Source organism: Streptomyces sp. NPDC001027 (assembly GCF_040299045.1).
In the GTDB taxonomy this organism is placed as follows: domain Bacteria; phylum Actinomycetota; class Actinomycetes; order Streptomycetales; family Streptomycetaceae; genus Streptomyces.
In genome coordinates this window covers 1-1,547 of record NZ_JBEPBI010000563.1, presented here as the reverse complement: position 1 = coordinate 1,547, position 1,547 = coordinate 1, and the positions used below count along the sequence as shown (strand labels likewise).

At 72.9% G+C, this 1,547-nt stretch carries 1 protein-coding gene; it reads right to left on the bottom strand.

Annotated elements, in window-relative coordinates; translation table 11 throughout:
* On the bottom strand, window positions 1-1,490 hold a 1,490-nt coding region (locus ABT300_RS43910; RefSeq protein WP_351688749.1), incomplete at its 3' end, for a condensation domain-containing protein.
* Between the last annotated feature and the right edge of the window lie 57 nt (window positions 1,491-1,547).

Genomic DNA, 1,547 nt, shown 5'->3' with positions numbered 1-1,547 from the left:
GCGTCCAGCTCGCCGTACGACAGCTCGGCTCCGTCGGCGACCACGGCCACCGCCTCCGGAGTACGCGCGACCTGCGCGGCGAACAGCTCCGGCACGGTCAACGGGGCGACCTCGACCGCCGTGTCGTTCCACTCCACCAACGCCCGCCGACGCTCGACGGGGTCGACCACGTCCACCAGCGCCACCGGCTGAGCCGGGTCGCTCGCCACGGCCTCCAGCACCCGGCCCAACCAGCACGCGAGGCGCTCGACCGACTCCGGCTCGAAGAGATCGGCCGAGGCGACCACCGCGCCGTACAGGCCCGCCGGAGCACCGGAAGCGTCGAAGACCTCCCGGAGGCCGACCTCCAGGTCGAACCGGGACACCGTGTCCCCGGCCGACAGTCCGCCGGTCTCGACGCCCGGCATGTCGAGCACGGCCTCGACCGTGTTCTCCAGCGTCAGCGCGACCTGGTAGAGAGGGTGGCGCGACAGCGACCGGGCCGGGGCGAGTTCCTCGACCAGCTTCTCGAACGGGACGTCCTGGTGTGCCAGCGCGGACAGCGTGGCCTCGCGCACCCGTCCCAGCACCTCGCGGAACGTCGGCCGGCCCGACAGGTCCGTACGCACCACGAGGGTGTTGACGAAGAAGCCGACCAGGTCGTCCAGCGCCTCGTCCGTGCGACCCGCGTTCGCCGAACCGATCGGGATGTCGGTGCCGGCCCCGACGCGGTTCAGCAGGGCGGCCAGGGCCGCCTGCAGCACCATGAACACGGTCGCGCCCTCCGCGGCCGCGAGCTCGGCGAGCTGCGCGTGGACGGCCGCCGGGACGTGCAGCGGTGCGCCGTGGCCGCGGTGTGTGGCGACGGCAGGACGCGCGTGGTCAGCAGGGAGGTCCAGCTCCTCCGGTATCTCGGCGAGCTTCTCGCGCCAGTAGGCGATCTGGCGTGCCATCAGGCTGTCGGGATCCTCGTCGTCGCCGAGGAGTTCGCGCTGCCAGATCGAGTAGTCCGCGTACTGCACCGGCAGCGGCTCCCACCTGGGCGTCCGCCCGGCGCGCCGCGCCGCGTAGGCGGTCGACAGGTCACGGGCCAGCGGGGCCCTCGACCAGCCGTCGCCGGCGATGTGGTGCAGGACCACGACCAGGACGTGGTCGTCCGCTCCGCTGCGGAACAGCCAGCTGCGGAAGGGCACCTGCTCCGCCAGGTCGAAGGGGTGGTCGAACGCCGCGGCGACCGCACCCTCCAGATCGGCGGGGTCGATGTCCACGAACTCCAGCTCCCAGGCCAGGTCATCGAGGCCGAGGATCCGCTGGGAGGGCTCGCCGTCGACGGCGGTGAACACCGTCCGCAGCACCTCGTGGCGGCCGATGACGTCCCGCATGGCGGCGTTCAGCGCCTCGCGGTCGACCTCACCGGTCAGTCGCAGCGCCACCGGGATGTTGTAGGCGGCGCTCGGGCCCTCCAGCTGGCTGATGAACCAGAGGCGACGCTGGGCGAACGAGAGGGGCACCGCTTCCGGACGCTCCCGGCGCGTGAGCGGCGTCCGGGCCGTCTCACCGCCCGTGAG